Source organism: Microbacterium telephonicum (genome assembly GCF_003651225.1).
GTDB lineage: Bacteria > Actinomycetota > Actinomycetes > Actinomycetales > Microbacteriaceae > Microbacterium > Microbacterium telephonicum.
On record NZ_RCDB01000002.1, the window covers coordinates 696,744 to 713,269 of the forward strand.

A 16,526-nucleotide genomic window follows, 5' to 3' on the forward strand; every position below is an offset into this window, starting at 1 on the left:
GAGTTAACCGTTCTGCCCCTTGTCGGCGGGGTGGATCAGACCGAATGCTCAATGGTGCGGTCGGCTTCTGCGCGAAACCCCCAGTCGCGCCCGAACCGCTCCCGGAGACGCATCGTGACGCACAGCCCCGCCGCCCTGCCCGAATCCCCCCTCCTCCCGCAGCGGTCCCGTCGCCGTGCGATCGCCGCCGTGACCGTCGCGGTCACGGCGCTCGCCGGCGTCGCGCTCGCCCCGCTGCCGGCCTCGGCGGCCGTCTCGGCGGATGCCGACCTCGTCATCAGCGAGGTCTACGGCGGCGGCGGCAACAACGGCGCCGCGTTCAACCAGGACTTCATCGAGCTCGCGAACGTCGGCGACGCCCCGGCTGTGCTGACCGACTACAGCGTTCAGTACGCGTCGGCGGGCGGGACGAGCTGGCAGGTCACGGCACTCGGCGACATCGAACTGCCCGCCGGGGGCCGCCTGCTGATCGGCCAGGCGTTCGGATCGAACACGACGCTGCCGGCCATCGCCGCCGACGTGACCGGCACCGTCGCGATGAGCGGGACCGGAGGCAAGGTCGCCCTGGTGCAGGGCACCGCCGCGCTGTCGGGAGCGACCGGCATCGCCGAACTCCCCGCCGTCGTCGACCTCGTCGGCTGGGGCGCCGCGAACGCGTACGCGGGCACGGCTCCCGCTCCGGCCACGACCAACGCCACGAGCGTGTCGCGCGACGCGGCGGCGGCGAACACCGCCGACAACGCCGCGGACTTCACGGTCGGGGCGCCCACCCCGCAGGGACTCGGCGGCGGAACGCCCACACCCACCCCGACGGCGACCGCGACGCCGACGCCTACCCCGACGCCCACCCCGACGACACCGGCGGTCGTCCCGATCGCCGAGATCCAGGGCACCGGTGACACCTCTCCGCTGGCCGGTCAGACCGTCACCACGACCGGTGTCGTCACGGCGCACTACCCCACCGGCGGGTTCAACGGCTACGTCATCCAGACGCCCGGCACCGGGGGCGCGCTCGATCCCGCGACGCACACCGCCTCCGACGCGATCTTCGTCTACGCCCCGGGTCTCGTCGGCGACGTCGCCCCCGGCGACACCGTCGAGGTCACCGGCGTCGTCTCGGAGTACTACGGCCTGACGCAGCTGACCGTGCGCAGCGGCGGCGCGACCGTCGTCGCAGACGCCGCCGCGCCGGTCCCGGCGACCGTCGCGTGGCCGACGACCGACGCCGCCCGCGAGTCGCTCGAATCGATGCTGGTCGCCCCGACCGGTCCGTTCACGGTGTCGAACACCTACTCCACGAACCAGTACGGCGAAGTGGGCCTCGCCGCCGGGTCGACGCCGCTGCGCCAGCCCACCGACGTCGGCGCCCCCGGCTCCGCGGAGGCCGCCGCGACCGCCGCCGACAACGCCGCCCGCGCAGTCGTCCTCGACGACGGCGCATCGACCAACTTCCTCTCCGGCGCGAACTCCGCGCTCACCCCCGCATACGTCTCGCAGACCGAGCCGATCATCGTCGGCGCCGGCGTCGCGTTCACCGCGCCGCTCATCGTCGACTACCGCAACAACGCGTGGAAGCTCAACCCGACCGCCGCCCTCGTCGGCGACGGCACGGGCGCCGACGCCGCCGTCTTCGCCGACACCCGCACCGACGCGCCCGCCGCGGTCGGCGGCGACCTGAGCGTCGCGTCGTTCAACGTGCTGAACTACTTCACGACGCTCGGCACCGACACCGCCTCCTGCGTCGCCTACACCGACCGCTTCGGCGACGGCGTGACCGTGCGCGAGGGCTGCGACCAGCGCGGCGCCTGGGACGCCGCCGACCTGCAGCGCCAGCAGGACAAGATCGTCGCGGCCATCTCGGCACTGGACGCCGACGTCGTCGGGCTCATGGAGATCGAGAACTCGGCCGCGCTCGGCGAACAGCCCGACGAGGCGACCGCCACCCTCGTCGCAGCGCTCAACGACGCCGCCGGCACCGACGAGTGGGCCTTCGTGCCGTCCTCGAGCGACCTGCCGCCGGCATCCGGTCAGGACGTCATCACCAACGCGATCATCTACCGCGCGGATGCCGCCACCCCCGTCGGCGCCTCGCGCGCGCTCGGCGACCAGAGCGGCGACGACCAGGCGTTCGGCAACGCCCGCGAGCCGATCGCGCAGGTCTTCGAGCCCGCCGACGGCGGCGCGCCGCTGCTGTTCGTGGTCAACCACTTCAAGTCGAAGGGCTCCGCGGGCCCCTGGCCCGGCGACGCCGACACCGGCGACGGGCAGGGCGCCTCGAACGAGTCGCGGGTGCGTCAGGCGACGGCGCTGCGCGACTGGGTCGACGAGGTGCGCGGAGACGTCGACGCCGTCGCGCTCGTCGGCGACTTCAACTCCTACACGCAGGAGGACCCGCTGCGCGTGCTCTACGACGCCGGCTACACGAACGTCGAGTCGGCGCTGGGCGTCGACACGCAGTCGTACAGCTTCCAGGGCCTGTCGGGATCGCTCGACCACGTGCTGCTCAACGACGCGGCACTCGCCCGGGCGACCGGCGCCGACATCTGGAACATCAACTCGGGTGAGTCGCTCGCGCTGGAGTACAGCCGGTTCCGCTACCACGGCACCGAGTTCTACGCCCCCGACGCCTACCGCTCCAGCGACCACGACCCGGTCGTGGTGGGGCTGTCGGCCGAGGCCGCGCCCGTCGAGCTCACTCTGCTGGGGATCAACGACTTCCACGGGCGCATCGACGCCAACACGGTGAAGTTCGCCGGCACCGTCGAGCAGCAGCGCGAGGCGGCATCCGGACCCCTCCTGTTCCTGTCGGCGGGAGACAACATCGGCGCCTCGCTGTTCCCGTCGTCCGTCGCGCAGGACCAGCCCACGATCGACGTGCTGAACGCCCTCGGTCTGCAGGCCACGGCCGTCGGCAACCACGAGTTCGACCGCGGCTTCGCCGACCTCGCCGGGCGCGTGAGCGACGCATCCGACTATCCGCAGCTCGGCGCCAACGTGTACGAGAAGGGCACCACGACCCCCGCGCTCGACGAGTACGCCCTGCTGGATGCCGGCGACCTCACCGTCGGCGTCATCGGCGCCGTCACCGAGGAGACCCCGACGCTCGTCTCCCCCGCCGGCATCGCCGACCTCGACTTCGGCGACCCCGTGGAGGCCGTCAACCGCGTCGCGGCGCAGCTGAGCGACGGCGACCCGTCCAACGGCGAGGCCGACGTGCTCGTGGCCCTCTACCACGAGGGTGCAGGGGCCGGCACGCCCGACGGCGCGACCCTCGACGAGGAGCTCGCCGCCGGCGGCGCGTTCGCGGCCATCGTGAACGACACGACGCCCGACGTCGACGCGATCTTCACCGGCCACACGCACAAGGAGTACGCGTGGTCGGCCCCGGTCCCCGGCACCGACCGCACTCGCCCCGTCGTGCAGACCGGCTCGTACGGCGCGAACCTCGGGAAGATCACGCTCTCCGTCGACCCCGCCTCCGGCGAGGTGACGGCGCACACCGAGGAGAACATCGCGCGCACGACGACTCCCGACGCCGACCTCGTCGCGGCCTACCCGCGCGTGGCCGAGGTGAGGCAGATCGTCGCCGACGCACTCGCCGCGGCCGCCGAGATCGGCAACACCGCGGTGGCGGAGGTCTCGGGCGACATCACGACGGCCTTCAGCGGCGGTTCGTACCAGAACGGCGTCTACACCGGCGGCACGCGTGACGACCGCGCGAGCGAGTCGGCCCTGGGCAACGCGGTCGGCACGATGTTGCGCGACTCGCTGTCGGCCCTGCCGAACGGCGCGCAGATCGGCGTCACCAACCCGGGCGGCCTCCGGTCGGATCTGTGGGACACGCAGGCGGAGTTCGGGGCGAACGCCGTGCCGGGCATGCCCGACGGCACGATCTCGTACTCGCAGGCCAACGCCGTGCTGCCGTTCAACAACACGCTCGCGCTGGTCACCCTCACCGGGGCGCAGTTCACGACGATGCTCGAGCAGCAGTGGCAGCGCGACGCCGCCGGCAACGTGCCCTCACGGCCGTACCTGCAGCTGGGGCTCTCGGACAACGTGTCGTACACGTACGACCCGGCTCTGCCCGAGGGTTCGCGGATCACGTCGGTGACGATCGACGGCGCCCCGCTCGACCCGGACGCGTCGTACCGCGTCGGCACGTTCTCGTTCCTCGCGACAGGCGGCGACAACTTCCGGATCTTCACGGAGGGCACCGACTACGTCGACACCGGGCTGCTCGACTACGAGCAGTGGATCGACCACCTCGCCGACGGCTCCCCCGTCGCCCCCGACTACGCCAAGCACGCCGTGCAGGTCTCCGGAGTGCCCGAGACCGTCGCGCCGGGCGGGAATGTGTCGTTCTCGGTCGCCGGCCTCAACCTGACCAGCCGCGGCGCCCCGGAGAACACCGCGCTGACGGTCTCGCTCGGGGAGCAGACGCTCGGCGAGGTCGCGGTCACGGGCGGTGCGGCATCCGTGTCGGTGACGCTCCCCGCGGGAACGCCGGCCGGCGCGGCGGTGCTGACCCTCACCGCGGCGCCGTCGGGGACGACGGTGCAGGTGCCGATCACCGTCGAACAGCAGACGCCGAAGGCCGAGACCTCGACGCGCCTGATCGCACTGCTGCCCGTGCACCTCAACCGCCTGCTGCCGACGACCCTGCTCGCCTCGGTGACGCAGGACGGCGGCCGCCCGAACGGCGTCGTCGAGTTCCGCGAGAACGGCGAGGGCGGCACGCTCGTCGGCACCGCCGAGGTGCGCCGCGGCATCGCGACCCTGCGACTGGGGAACCTCAGCCGCGGGACGCACACGTACACGGCGGTCTTCGTGCCCGACGACCCCACGACCGTCGCCGGCTCGGTCAGCGGCGCGGTGAGCGTGTACGCGCTGCGCTGATCCCCGACCCCATCGACACGGCCCCGGCCGCTCGGCAGAACACACAGGTGCGGCGCACCGGTTCTCTGAGAGGCTGGGGCCATGTCGGTCTCCGTCGTCTTCGTGCACGGCATCCGCACATCGGCGACGATGTGGCGATCGCAGCTGGAGTACCTCGCCGCGCGTGGTACGGATGCGGTCGCGCTCGACCTGCCGGGGCACGGTGCCCGCATGGCGGAGACGTTCACCCTCGAGGGGGCGCTCGAGACGATCGACACGGCCGTGCGTGAGGCGGCCACCCGCGGCAAGGTGCTGCTGGCGGCCCACTCGATGGGCGGCCTGATCTCGACGTCCTACGTCGGCGGGGACGATCCGCCGCCGGTCGACGGGTTCGTGGCCGCATCGTGCACGGCCTTCCCGCGCGGACTCGCCCTCGCCGCCTACCGACTGCTCGCGCGGCGCTTCGACGCCCTGCCCGACCGGGGTCAGTGGCTCGCCGACCGGGTGCTCGACCGTACGCTGCCGCCCGAGACGCGCGCCGACTTCGGCGCCGGTGGGTACGCGTACGACGCGCAGGACGTCGCGCTCGCTTCCCTGTCGACGCTCGACCTGCTCGCCTCCCTGCACCGCATCCAGGTGCCGGTGTGGTTCATCAACGGCGAGTTCGATCAGCTGCGCATCAACGAGAAGATGTTCGCGGCCGCCGTGCCGCAGTCGGAGCTCTACGTCGTGCCGCGCACGAGCCACCTCGTGACCGCGATGCGGCCGGCAGTGTTCGACAAGCTCCTCGAGCTCGCGCTGCTCACGCTGGAGCGGGAGACGGATCCGCGCTGACGGCGCGCGGGCGGATGGCGAGCGTCATCACCCCGCCCACGATCGAGAGCACGCCGCCGACGGCGAACATGAGCGCGAACCCTCCGACGGCCGCGACGAGTCCGGCGCCGACGAGCGGGCCGAGGAGCTGACCGAGGCTCGCCGAGACGTTGACGAAGCCGAGGTCGCGCGCGTGGTCATCGGGGTGGGGCAGCAGGTCGGTCCCGAGCGCGAGACCGACGGCCATGTAGGCGCCGTAACCGACGCCGAGCAGCGCGGCGGCGACGAACGCCATCGGGAGCGACGGCACGGCCGCCAGCAGCAGGGCCGCGCCACCCTGCACGATCGCCGCCCACAGCACGATGCCGCGGCGGCGCCCGGTGCGGTCCGACACCGCGCCGGCGACGATCGACGAGACCACGACGAACACGGTGTAGACGACGATCAGCAGCAGCAGGTCCTCTTCGGCGGACTGGGCGTCCAGGCCCAGTCCGTAGAGCAGGAAGAACAGCAGCAGCCCCGTGCCGAGCGCGTTGCCGATGTTGACGATGAGCCGGCCCGCCAGCAGCCACGCGAAGTCGCGGTCACGCAGCGCCGCGAGCCGCTCGCCGAGGCGCCGTGGCGAGCGGGCGCGCTGGGAGGCGGCCTGCTCGGGCGGGTCGGGCAGGAGCAGGGCCGCCGCGGCGCCGGCGACGACGAGGAATCCGGCGAGCAGCCAGTATCCGGCGGCCACGGAGAGACCGAACACGACGATCGCCCCGACCCCCAGCACGATGCCGAGCGCCTGCGACGAGGACACGACCGCCGATGCCGTCCCGCGCTGGTCGGTGAGCTGGTCGGCGATGAGTGCGGTGAACGCCGCGGAGGCCACGGCCGTGCCGACCGAGACGCCGATCCAGGCGAGACCGACCGCCCACGGTCCCTCCGCGGTGGCGATGCCGACGAGGGAGACCGCCGCCAGCACCGTTCCGCCCAGCGCCCAGGGGCGACGGCGACCGAACCCGCCGCGGGTGCGGTCGGACAGCCCGCCGGCGACGGGCGCCGCGACGACACCGGCGAGGCCGCCGACGGCGAGAATGAGGCCCGACCAGACGACGCCCGACACCCAGCCGTCCGCATCGTCGGGGGTATCGAGCTGCAGCGGGATCAGCAGCTGCAGCGGCGTGAGCTGCACTGTCCACAGGGCGAGCCAGGCGAGGGTGAACAGGAGGAACCAGCGGAGGCCGACGCGCATGGCATGATCATGCCGCAGCGCGCGGCGACGGCCCGCGACGTTCGATGCGACGCGCCGGAACCTGGTAGACTCACTGTTTGGCTTGCGCGTACGGTTCCCACACCGTGCGACCGCCGGAGGCGCCCCTCTACCGCCCACCCGGCACATCCAACCGATAACTCCGAACGAAAGATACGTCGAACGTGGCGAACATCAAGTCGCAGATCAAGCGCAACAAGACCAACGAGAAGGCGCGCGAGCGCAACAAGGCCGTCAAGAGCGAGCTGAAGACCGAGGTGCGTCGCACCCGCGAGGCCATCGCCGCCGGCGACAAGGCCGCCGCCGAGAAGGCCCTCGCCAAGGCGTCCAAGAAGCTCGACAAGGCCGTGAGCAAGGGCGTCATCCACGAGAACCAGGCCGCGAACCGCAAGTCGTCGATTGCCAAGCAGGTCGCCGCGCTCTGATCCACCGGATCTTCCGAAGGCCCGTCCCCTCTGGGGCGGGCCTTCGTCGTTTCGCCGGGTGGGTCGGCGCGCATGGCGCCGGCGCGCATGTCACACGAACGGCTGTCCCGAAGGATTCGCACCCGCCATTCGCGTGACACGCCCCGCGCGCATGTCACACGAACGGTCATCCATCCGCGCTGAGACAGACCGTCCATGTGACATGCCTGGCGGTGAGCACCGGCCCACCTGATCGCCCGTTGCACACGCACATCGGATGCCAGCGGAACCCCATCGCGGGCCCGCCCGAACCACGCCGCGGGGGTCAGTGGCCGTAGGGGGCGCGGGTGGCGATGACGGTGACGAGGCGCTCCACCGCGAACACGGCATCGCGGGACGCGCCCTTCACCTCGGCGTCGGCGCGGGCCGCGGCCTGGATCGCCATTCCGAGCGACGTCTCGTTCCAGCCGGAGAGGTCGCGGCGGGCCCGATCGACCTGCCAATCCTTCATCCCCAGCCGGGCGGCCAGCGCCGCGGCAGGCTCGCGGGAACCGGCCACGCGCGCCATGGTGCGCAGCTTCGACGCGATCGCCGCGACGAGCGGCACCGGATCCGCACCGCTGGTGAGCGCGTGCCGCAGGGCCACCAGGGCGTCGCCGTAGCGTCCGGCGATCGCGGTGTCGGCGACGGTGAAAGCCGTCGTCTCGACCCGGCCGCCGTAGTAGCGCTCGACGATCTGCTCGGTGATGTCACCGGGGACGTCGGCGATGAGCTGCTGACAGGCCGCCGCGAGTTCGGTCAGGTCGTCGGTGAACGCACCGACGAGCGAACGCAGCGCGGCGGGCGCGATGCGTCGCTGAGCCGCCTGAAACTCCCCCGCCGCGAAGTCGAAGCGGTCGGAGTCACGCTTGACCGCAGGGCACGCGATCTCGATTCCGCCGCCGGTACCGGCGCGGATCGCGTCGAGCAGCTTCTTGCCGCGCACGCTGGCGCCGGTGTGGCGCAGCACGACCGTCGCTCCGTCCTGCGGGGAATCGAGGTAGGCGATCGCCTCGAGGAGGAACGCGTCGCTGCACTTCTCGACGCCGCCGACCCGCACGAGACGCGGCTCGCCGAACAGGCTCGGCGAGGTCATCGCCAGCAGGGTGCCTGGGGCGTAGTCGTCGGCGCGCAGGTCGCTGACTTCGAGACTCGCGTCCTCGGCGCGCAGGAAGTCGCGGATGCCGGCGGTCGCACGCTCGGCGCAGACCTCTTCGGGTCCGGACACCAGCACGATCGGCGCCGGCTGCGGGGCGCGCCAGGAGACCTGCGGGATCGCCGAGCGCGCGGGCGTGCGGGAAGCCGTGCGGCGCGGGGCGGGGGTCATGCATCCAGCCTAGCCATCGGGTCCGACCTCGTCGGCGCGGGGCCGCCACACCTTCAGGGCGTCGTCCTCGAGCCACACCAGCGCATCGCCGCCGCGGTCGGTGCGCGCCGTCACGGCTCCCACCGCGTCGAGGGTCGCGAGGATCGAGGCCCGCGGATGCCCGTAGTCGTTCTCGCCGACCGTCACGAGTGCGATGCGCGGATGCGTGGCCTGGTACAGGCCGGCGGACTGGTCGGCGCTGCCGTGATGGGCGACCTTGACGACGTCGTAGCGCGGTCGCAGCGCACCGCCGGCGGCGAGAAGGCGCTGCGGCTCCTCGGACAGGTCGCCGAGCAGCAGCGTCGCGGGCACCGCTCCCCCGGCGACGTCGACGACGACACTCGCGTCGTTGCCGGGCGTCGCGCCGCGGCGCGGCCAGAGCACCCGCCAGTGCGCGTCTCCCAGCATCCCCGAGGCGCCGGCCACGACCGCGCGGGTGTCTGCGCCCGAGGCGGCGACGCGCGCGAGGAGTTCCGCGTCGGCGGCATCCGCGGGCGGTCCGTGCACCAGGACGCCGATGCGACCGACGACGGCGTCGATGCCGCCGCGATGATCGAGGTCGAAGTGGGTGAGCACGAGCACGTCGATCCGGTCGACGCCGTAGCGGTCGAGGCACGCGGCGAGCGGCTCGGGCGCGGGTCCGGTGTCGACGAGCATCACCCGCCCGGCACTGCGCACGAGCACGGCGTCTCCCTGACCGACCTCGCACGCGAGGATCGCCCACGACGTCGGCGCGGTGAGGCGTCCGGAGACCACGGCGCCCGGTCCCACCCCCAGCAGAAGCCCGGCGGCCGCGCAGACGAAGACGACGGATGCCGTGCGCACCCGCCCCCGCACGGCGATCACCGACACCGCGACGGCGGCGCCGACCACCGCCAGCAGCATCGCGCCCCACGGGCCCTCCGGCCACGGCACCACCGCGACGGCGGCGAGGGTCTGCGCGGTGCCCGCGATCCAGGCGGCGGGGAGCCAGGCCAGGCCCGCGAGGCCCGCACCGAGAACCGGGATCCCCGCGGTGAGGCACGCCGCGAGTCCCAGCACCGTCGCCGCGGGCGCGGCCGGGCCGGCGAGCAGGTTCGCGAGCACACCCTGCAGCGGCAGCGTCGGCGCGATGAGCACGATCAACGGCCCACAGGCGAGCTGGGCCGACAGCGGCACCGCGACGACGAGCGCGACCGGCGCCGGCATCCACCGGGCCAGTCCGTCGGCCAGCGGGCCGGCGAGCAGCAGCAGGGCCGCGGTCGCCGCCGTCGACAGGGCGAAGCCGAGCGACAGGCACAACCACGGATCGAGGAGCAGGATGACCGTCACCGCCACCGTGAGCAGCGACAGTCCCGCGCCGACGCGCCCCAGCAGCAGTCCCAGCATCGCGATCGCGGCCATCGCGGAGGCGCGGACGACGCTCGGCTCCGGAGTGACGAGAACGGTGAAGCCGATGAGCGCACCGAGTGCGACCGCGACCCGCACGCCGCGCCGCGCACCGCACAGCGCCGCCGCGGCGAAGGCCAGGCCCACCACGAGCGCGCAGTTCGCGCCCGACACCGCCGTCAGGTGCGACAGCGAGGACGCCTTCATCTGCGCGTCGAGGTCGACGGAGACGCCCGCGGTGTCGCCGACCGCGAGGCCCGCGACGAGTCCCGCGCCCGGCTGCGGGAGGCCGTCGACGACGTCGTGGAGCCCACGTCTCAGCGCGGCGGCCGCCGCGAGCGCCCCGGCGGGAGGGGCGCGAACCGACACCTCGGTCGCGTCCACGACCAGCACGGCCCGTTCGCCCGCGTCGGCGGCGAACGCGGTGCCGCGCAGCTCGATGTCCGCCCCGACGTCGAGGCCTGCGGGGACGCGGTCGGCGCGCACCAGGACCGGTCCGGAGACCTCGCGGGGCTGCGTGCCGACGGTCGCCCGTGTCACGATCGCATCGAAGCGGATGCCGATCGCTCCCCCCTCCGCTTTGCCGACGACGAGGGCGTCGAAGACGATCGACCTCCCCCCGTCGACCGGCAGCGCCGCGAGCGCGTCCCGGGCGGGCGCGGCCACTGCGACGTGGACGGCGACGCCTGTCATCGCCGCGCAGGCGACGGCGACGACCGCCAGCACGGGTGCCGCGGCCGCGACGACGCGCGCCCTCCCCGGACTCGCCCGGCGTGCCACCCCGGCACCCACGAGCCCGCCCCGGCGCGCCGCGAGGCACACGACGACCAGCCCCGCGACCGTCATCGCCCCCGCTCCCGCCGCGACGCCACCGGCTGCATCGGGCGCCAGGGTCGCCAGCACCGCCGCGGCCCAGGCGGCCGCGGCGACCGGGACCAGACGCAGGTCGCGTCGGCGCACCGACCGCGTGCTCACACACGCACCAGGTCGCGCAGTCCCGCGAGCAGTTTGTCGCCGATCCCGGGCACGGACAGCAGGTCGTCGACGCTCGTGAACCGGCCGTTGTCCTCGCGCCACTGCAGAATCCGTTCGGCCAGCGCGGGGCCGATGCGCGGCAGCGTCTCCAGCGCGGCCGCATCCGCCGTGTTGAGGTCGATCTTCCCGCCTGCCGCCGCGCCGGCCCCGCCGGCGGCCGTTCCGGATGCGGGCGGCGGCGCCTCCCCCACACGTGGGACGAGCAGCTGCTCGCCGTCGTCGAGCGTGCGGGCGAGGTTGATTGCAGCTGCATCCGCGTCGGGCGCGAGTCCGCCGGCGGCGGCAACGCCGTCGACGACGCGCGCACCCGCCGCGAGTCGGTACAGCCCGGGCCGCATGACCGCGCCGGCGACGTGGACGTACAGCGTGCCCGCCGACACCTCGATGTCGGCCGACCCGGATGCCGCTCCGCCCGCAGCGCCCGCGTCCTCCAAACCCTCCGCTCCCGTGCCGGAGCCGGCCTCGTCGCCGCCACCTCCGGCATCCGACCGCTGCACCGACACGGTCGGCGCCGCGAGTGTCCGCACGACGCCGACGGCCACGGTCACCGCGCTGACGGCGAGCACGAGCACGATCACGGCACCCGCCCCCAGGCGGGTGCGGCGCCGCCGTCCGTCCGTCTCCACCCGACGACCCTGGCAGGATGACGCCCACGGCGTCCTCGACCTCGGGCCGGGTGCGGCGATCCGTGGAGGATTCGCCGCATCCGGCCCGAGGTGGAGGAAAAGTGCCGGTCAGGCGGTCGTGAAGCTCACGACCTTCGGCGCGCGCACGACGGCGCGCACGATCTGCCGGTCCCCGAGCGAGCGGCGCACCTTCTCGTCGGCGCGGGCGAGCGCCTCGAGCTCATCGGGGGTGATGCGCGCGGGCACGGTGAGGGTGCCGCGCACCTTGCCGTCGATCTGCACGACCGCGGTGACCGACTCCTCGACGAGGAGCGTCGGGTCGGGCTGCCGCCACGGCACGAGGCCGACGAACGGCTCGTACCCGAGCATCTCCCACATCTCCTCCGCGGTGTGCGGGGCGAACAGGTCGAGGATCATCGCGACGGCCTCCGCCGCCTCGCGGACGGCGGGGTCGGCCGCACCGGCGCCCGCGTCGATCGTCTTGCGGGTCGCGTTGACGAGCTCCATGAGGCGCGCCACGACGACGTTGAACTTGGTCTGCTCGACCAGTCCCGGCGCATCGGCGAGGAGGCGGTGGGTCACGCGGCGCAGCGCCGTGTCACCGTCGGCCCACACGACCTCGGGCGCGCTCGTGACGTCGGCGGCGACCCGCAGGGCGCGGGCGAGGAACTTCTGCGCGCCCGTGGTGGAGACGTCCTCCCATTCGATGTCGTCTTCGACGGGGCCGGCGAAGGCGATCGCGACGCGCACCGCGTCGGCGCCGGGGTCGACCATGCTCGCCTCGAACTCGACGAGGTTGCCCTTGCTCTTGGACATCTTCGAGCCGCCCAGCAGCACCATGCCCTGGTTGATGAGGTTCGAGAACGGCTCGGTGAAGTCGATCTCGCCGAGGTCGAACAGCACCTTCGTGATGAAGCGCGCGTACAGCAGGTGCAGGATAGCATGCTCGACGCCGCCGATATACGAGTCGACGGGCGCCCAGCGGTCTGCCTCGGCGCGCGGGAACGCCTCGGTGGCGTCGTGCGGTGCGAGGAAGCGCAGGAAGTACCACGAGCTGTCGACGAAGGTGTCCATCGTGTCGGGGTCGCGCAGCGCCGGCTCGCCGGTTTCGGGGTCGACGGTGCGCATCCAGTCGGTCGCACCGCCGAGCGGCGACGTACCCTTCGGCGCGAGGTCGAGGCCCTTCGCGTCGGGCAGCGTCAGCGGGAGCTGGTCGGCGGGGACGGGAACGATGCGCCCGTCCTCGGTGTGGATCATGGGGATCGGCGTGCCCCAGAAGCGCTGACGGGAGATGAGCCAGTCGCGCAGGCGGTAGGTCTTCGCCGCCCGTCCGGTGCCGGACGCCGTGAGCTCCTCGATCGCGCGGGCGATCGCGTTGCGCTTGCTGAGGCCGTCGAGCGAACCGGAGTTGACCATGCGTCCGTCGCCCGACAGGGCGACGCCCGTCGTGGCGGGGTCGAGCTCGTCGAGCTGCGGGTTGCCCGGATCGATCGGCACCCCCTGCTCGTCGACCTCGATGACCGGGATGGCGCCGGTGACGGGGGCCGTCGTGTCGACGACGACCTTGACCGGCAGGGCGAAGGCGCGGGCGAAGTCGAGGTCGCGCTGGTCGTGGGCGGGCACGGCCATGACGGCGCCGTGGCCGTAGTCGGCGAGCACGTAGTCCGCGGCCCACACCGGCAGGCGGTCGCCGTTGATGGGGTTGACGGCGTAGCGCTCGAGGAAGACGCCGGTCTTCGGCCGGTCGGTGGTCTGCCGGTCGATCTCGCTCGTCTTCTGCACCTGCTCCAGGTAGTCCTGGAACCGCATCCGCACCTCGGCCGACGCGCCGGCGGCCAGTTCCGCCGCCAGGTCGGAGTCGGGGGCGACGACCATGAAGGTCGCGCCGTGCAGCGTGTCGGGACGGGTCGTGAAGACCGTCACCTTGCCGTCACGACCCTCGATCTCGAAGTCGACGTCGGCGCCGATCGACCGTCCGATCCAGTTGCGCTGCATCTGCAGCACCTTGTGCGGCCAGAAGCCCTCGAGCTGGTTCAGGTCGTCGAGCAGGCGGTCGGCGTAGTCGGTGATCTTGAAGTACCACTGGGTGAGCTTCTTCTTGACGACTTCGGCGCCGCAGCGCTCGCAGCGGCCGTCGACGACCTGCTCGTTCGCGAGCACGGTCTGGTCGTTGGGGCACCAGTTGACCGGGCTCTCCTTGCGGTACGCCAGGTCCCGTTCGAACAGCTTCTGGAACAGCCACTGGTTCCAGCGGTAGTACTCCGGGTCGCTCGTGTGCAGGATGCGGGACCAGTCGTACGAGGAGCCGTACTGACGGAAGCTCTTCTTGTGCTGCGCGATGTTCGCGTAGGTCCACTCGCGCGGGTCGGCGCCGCGCTGGATGGCGGCGTTCTCGGCGGGGAGGCCGAACGAGTCCCAGCCGATCGGGTTGAGCACGTTGTAGCCGCGGTGGCGCCAGAAGCGGGCGACGATGTCGACGTACGCGTAGCTCTCGGCGTGGCCCATGTGCAGGTCGCCCGACGGGTACGGGAACATGCCGAGCACGTATTTGCGGGGGCGTGTGTCCTCGGCGCCGCCGGCGCGGAACGGGTCGGCGGCCTCCCAGCGCTCCTGCCACTTCTGCTGGATCGCGTAGGTATCGAAGGTGCCGCGCGCGGGCGCGTCGTCGACGGGAGTGCTCATGGAGAGGTGGAACCAATCGTGCGGAAAGTCGGGGGACGCGCGCGGGCGCGTGTCTTTCCAGACTACCGGACCGGCCTCCTCACCAGCCGGGCGGCAGCCGCGCCCCGACCGCCGCGAGCGGACGGGCCGCTTTGAGGGCGACTTCGGCGACTTCGGCGGCAGCCTCGGAGCGCCAGGTGATCCCTCCCCCGGCGCCGACGTAGGCGCCTCCCGGGTGGGTGACGATCGAGCGGATCACCATCGCGAGGTCGGCGGCCCCGTCGTCCCCGATCCAGCCGAAGCAGCCGGCGAACAGTCCGCGCGGGGCGTTCTCGAGCTCGTGCAGGATCGTCATCGCCGACAGTTTCGGCGCTCCCGTCATGCTCCCCGCCGGGAAGGCCGCGTCGAGCACGTCGCCGATGCGGATGCCGGGGCTGAGGCGCCCGGCCACGGTGCTGACGAGCTGGTGCACGGCGGGGTAGCTCTCGACCTCGAGCAGACGCTCCGCGGTGACGGTGCCGGGGCGGCACACGCGCTGCAGGTCGTTGCGCATGAGGTCGACGATCATCACGTTCTCGGCCTGCTCTTTGACGCTCTCGCGCAGCTCGCGCGCGAGCCCGGCATCCGAGGCGGCATCCGTCCCGCGGGGGCGCGTGCCCTTGATCGGGCGGGTGCGCACGGTGCCGCCGCCGATCTCGAGGAAGCGTTCGGGGGTCGACGAGGCGAGCGCCCGCTCGCCGAGCCGCAGGAATCCGCCGTGGTGGGACGGTGACTGCGCCCGCAGGCGCAGGTAGGCCGCGAACGCGTCGACCGCCCCGGCGACCTCGAACCGTGTCGTGAGGCACAGCTGATAGGCGTCGCCCTCGCGGATGGCGTCGCGGCACCTCTCGATGAGCGCGGCGTAGTGCGGTGCGGAATCCCGCGCGACCGCGGTGGTCGGGGCGGGATCCGGCGCGAGCGGCGATGCGCCGCACCAGGATGAGGCCTCGGCGGCGAACGCGTCGATCTCGGATGCCGGCGCGACCGCCCATTGTCGGCGTCGGGCGTGGTCGATGGCGACGAACCGATCCACGCGCATGCCGGCATCCGCGCCTGCACCGTCGCCCTGCCAGGGCGCCCCGGCGCGGCCGGCGGCGGCGTCGTACGAGAGCCAGCCGATCCAGCCGCCGGCGAAGGGGCCCCACTCGCGCACTGCGGGCGTCTCGGCGCACGCGAGATCGCGCGGGACGACCGCTCCGGCCTCCCCGGTGCCGAGCCAGCTCCAGCCGTCCCGGGCGTCCGGTCCCGCGTCGAGCCAGAACGCGGCCGGGGCCGAGGCGGTGCCCGCGGCGAAGCGCTCGGCGGGGTCGACCCAGCGCGTCAGCGCGCGCGCGGCGAGGGGTTCGGGCACTCTCCCAGGCTAGAGGGGGACGCCGTCCTAGTCTGAGACCGTGAACGAGTTCCTCACGTGGCTGCTCGACACCGTGCAGAGTGTCGACCCGGTGCTGCGGACGGTGCTCGCCGGCGTCGCGATCATGCTGGAGACGAGCGTGCTCGTCGGCCTGATCGTGCCGGGCGACACGATCGTGATCATCGCCGGCACCGCGGTCGCGACCCCGGTGGAGGGTATCGTGCTCGCCGCCGTCGTGGTGGTCGGGGCACTGCTGGGCGAGAGCATCGGGTTCTGGCTGGGCCGCTGGCTGGGCCCGAAGATCCGGTTCTCGTGGGTGGGCCGCAAGGTCGGCGAACACAACTGGACGCGCGCGGAGCTGTACCTGCGACGGCGCGGCGGACCGGCGATCTTCCTGTCGCGCTTCCTCCCCGTGCTGCACTCGCTCGTGCCGCTGACGGTCGGGATGAGCGGGTACTCGTACAAGCGCTTCCTCGCCTGGACGGCGCCGGCGTGCGTCGTGTGGGCGGCGCTCTATGTGAGCGTCACGGCGGCGGCGGCGGGCACCTACCGCGAGCTGAGCGATCAATTGCACTACGCCGGCTACGTCTTCGTCGGCGTGATTGTGCTGTTCCTCGTCGGCGTCTTCGTCGTCAAGCGCCTCATCCACCGCCGCGAGGCGCGCCATCTGCACCTCGAAGACGAGGCCGGCTGACCC

The 16,526-nt window shown here is 72.9% G+C and carries 10 protein-coding genes; 4 read left to right on the forward strand and 6 right to left on the reverse strand.

Annotated features, from left to right (window positions below):
- Nucleotides 1-114: 114 nt before the first annotated feature.
- Nucleotides 115-4,896 carry an ExeM/NucH family extracellular endonuclease gene (locus tag C7474_RS08290; protein ID WP_422385784.1) on the forward strand — a complete coding sequence of 1,594 codons (4,782 nt, stop codon included), beginning with the start codon at nt 115-117 and terminating at the stop codon, nt 4,894-4,896.
- A gap of 81 nt (nt 4,897-4,977) precedes the next feature.
- Entirely contained in the window at nt 4,978-5,709 is a 732-nt protein-coding gene (locus C7474_RS08295; protein ID WP_121058814.1) for an alpha/beta fold hydrolase, read from the forward strand.
- On the opposite strand, the gene C7474_RS08300 is transcribed toward C7474_RS08295, so the two are convergent.
- Nucleotides 5,678-7,069, reverse strand: coding sequence for an MFS transporter (locus tag C7474_RS08300; RefSeq protein ID WP_338418401.1), 1,392 nt, complete (start codon nt 7,067-7,069; stop codon nt 5,678-5,680). The two genes, C7474_RS08295 and C7474_RS08300, sit on opposite strands and share 32 nt — an antisense overlap.
- 35 nt (nt 7,070-7,104) lie before the next feature.
- On the opposite strand from C7474_RS08300, the gene rpsT reads away from it, so the two are divergent.
- Nucleotides 7,105-7,365, forward strand: coding sequence for a 30S ribosomal protein S20 (gene rpsT / locus C7474_RS08305; protein WP_036285140.1), 261 nt, complete (start codon nt 7,105-7,107; stop codon nt 7,363-7,365).
- A 304-nt stretch (nt 7,366-7,669) separates the two neighbouring features.
- On the opposite strand, the gene holA is transcribed toward rpsT, so the two are convergent.
- The 5 genes from holA to C7474_RS08330 all read right to left on the reverse strand — a co-directional run bounded on the left by holA (nt 7,670) and on the right by C7474_RS08330 (nt 15,829).
- Nucleotides 7,670-8,710, reverse strand: a complete 1,041-nt coding sequence (holA, locus tag C7474_RS08310; protein ID WP_121058818.1) for a DNA polymerase III subunit delta — start codon at nt 8,708-8,710, stop codon at nt 7,670-7,672.
- A gap of 9 nt (nt 8,711-8,719) precedes the next feature.
- Nucleotides 8,720-11,092: a ComEC/Rec2 family competence protein gene (locus tag C7474_RS08315; RefSeq protein WP_121058820.1), complete on the reverse strand. Its 2,373-nt coding sequence runs from the start codon at nt 11,090-11,092 to the stop codon at nt 8,720-8,722.
- Nucleotides 11,089-11,778 (reverse strand): ComEA family DNA-binding protein, encoded by a 690-nt coding sequence (locus tag C7474_RS08320; RefSeq protein WP_121058822.1) that lies wholly within the window; start codon nt 11,776-11,778, stop codon nt 11,089-11,091. The genes C7474_RS08315 and C7474_RS08320 overlap by 4 nt, the downstream gene beginning before the upstream one ends.
- 108 nt (nt 11,779-11,886) lie before the next feature.
- The gene (leuS, locus tag C7474_RS08325) at nt 11,887-14,460 is read right to left on the reverse strand and encodes a leucine--tRNA ligase (RefSeq protein ID WP_121058824.1); all 2,574 of its coding nucleotides are present in this window, start codon (nt 14,458-14,460) and stop codon (nt 11,887-11,889) included.
- A gap of 79 nt (nt 14,461-14,539) precedes the next feature.
- The gene (locus C7474_RS08330; protein WP_121058827.1) at nt 14,540-15,829 is read right to left on the reverse strand and encodes an anthranilate synthase component I family protein; all 1,290 of its coding nucleotides are present in this window, start codon (nt 15,827-15,829) and stop codon (nt 14,540-14,542) included.
- Between the two features lie 40 nt (nt 15,830-15,869).
- Between C7474_RS08330 and C7474_RS08335 the strand changes: the two genes are divergently transcribed.
- Nucleotides 15,870-16,523, forward strand: coding sequence for a DedA family protein (locus tag C7474_RS08335; RefSeq protein WP_121058829.1), 654 nt, complete (start codon nt 15,870-15,872; stop codon nt 16,521-16,523).
- Nucleotides 16,524-16,526 lie beyond the last annotated feature (3 nt).

Excerpts from the sequence above, each read along its gene's own strand:
- leuS (WP_121058824.1), bottom strand. The coding sequence starts at position 14,460 with ATGAGCACTCCCGTCGACGACGCGCCCGCGCGCGGCACCTTCGATACC.
- holA (WP_121058818.1), bottom strand. The coding sequence starts at position 8,710 with ATGACCCCCGCCCCGCGCCGCACGGCTTCCCGCACGCCCGCGCGCTCG.
- C7474_RS08300 (WP_338418401.1), bottom strand. The coding sequence starts at position 7,069 with ATGTGCCGGGTGGGCGGTAGAGGGGCGCCTCCGGCGGTCGCACGGTGT.
- C7474_RS08295 (WP_121058814.1), top strand. The coding sequence starts at position 4,978 with ATGTCGGTCTCCGTCGTCTTCGTGCACGGCATCCGCACATCGGCGACG.